Source organism: Streptomyces coryli, from assembly GCF_011044975.1.
Taxonomy (GTDB): domain Bacteria; phylum Actinomycetota; class Actinomycetes; order Streptomycetales; family Streptomycetaceae; genus Streptomyces; species Streptomyces coryli.
Map to the genome: position 1 here is coordinate 1 of NZ_JAAKZV010000543.1, position 1,225 is coordinate 1,225.

1 protein-coding gene and 1 pseudogene are annotated in these 1,225 nt (G+C 68.4%); one reads left to right on the plus strand and one right to left on the minus strand.

Annotation, left to right across the window (positions count from 1 at the left end):
* Positions 1–156: 156 nt before the first annotated feature.
* Positions 157–537 carry a hypothetical protein gene (locus tag G5C51_RS42070; RefSeq protein ID WP_165246213.1) on the minus strand — a complete coding sequence of 127 codons (381 nt, stop codon included), beginning with the start codon at positions 535–537 and terminating at the stop codon, positions 157–159.
* Between the two features lie 450 nt (positions 538–987).
* On the opposite strand from G5C51_RS42070, the pseudogene G5C51_RS42690 reads away from it, so the two are divergent.
* A pseudogene (locus G5C51_RS42690) lies at positions 988–1,225 on the plus strand (prepilin peptidase); the annotation flags it as partial.

The window sequence follows — 1,225 nt, forward strand, 5'->3', positions numbered from 1 at the left end:
ACCCACACCCAACCCACACAAGAGACCTACCGAACCTACGGCAGCAGACCAACCGACACATGGGCCCCAGGACCCAACACCACGCCCCGACTTGGGATCTAACGGCCGCTCAGAAGCGAGCCATCACCTCAAGTTTTCCGATCCCGACCCACCGAGCTAGTGCATCGGTGCGCGCTGCGGTCGCAGCAGAGGGTGCCGCGGGGCCCGCTGGTCGGGCGGGAGCTGGAACCAGTCCTTCACTCCCGGGCGGGTGATGAAGACGATGGCCAAGATCGGGAGGATGAGCTGGGTCACGCCCTTGGGGTCGCCGTTGCCCATCGTGCCGAGGGCGGAGAGGATCCAGAATGCCTGGAGGATGATCACCAGGCGGCGGTTCCACAGGCCGCGATGCCACATCTTGCGGCAGAGCAGGAGGCCCAGAGCGGGTTTGATCAGTTCGTACGTCAGGTGGCCCACCAACTCGCCGGAGAAATCGTCGGCGATCAGCAGCACGGCGAAGCAGAGCAGCACTGCCAGCCCCGCCTGCGTGAACATCACGGCTCGAGCGTTCCGGAGGGGTTTGGGCATCGGAAATCCGGTGAAGGGCTGCGTGGCCGGCCAGGGCGGTGGTGTCGGTGGCGGGCCGAAGCCGGTCTGCGGCGGACCGAAGCCGGTCTGCGGCGGACCGAAGCCGGCCTGCGGTGGGCCGAAGCCGGGTGCGGGGGGTTGCTGCTGTGGACCGTTGGGCCAGTGGTCTCCTGTCATGCCGCCGGACCGTAGCAGTTGCAAACGTTTTAATGGAAGGGGTTCAGGAGCTTGCTTCCCTGCAGGTTGGGGTTGATCGAGGCTGTTTGGTTCGCGCCCTGGGGCTAGCATCTGCAAGAGCAACCACTTTGCTGGTGAGTGGCGTCCGAGCCCGGAAGCGCTGCGCCGCGCGTGCGGAAGACAGGTCCCCGGTTGGGCCCGCAGGCCCATGACCTGGGCCGCCCGTGTCGGTACGCTCGCCGCGTGCACGCACTCATCGCTCTTCTCTCCGCTGTCTACGGCGCCGGCGTCGGACTGCTGCTGCCCCGGGCCGCGTATCGGCTCGCCGTCGAGCCGGAGGAGCCATGGCGCGGGGAGTGTCCCGGCGGGCATCCGGTGACCGGTCCGGGGGGCGGGTGGATCGGGATAGCGCGGTGTCGTCACTGTGCCGTACAGGGGGCGGTCACAGCGGCGGCGTCCGCGAGCGGGGGCACCGGGGCCG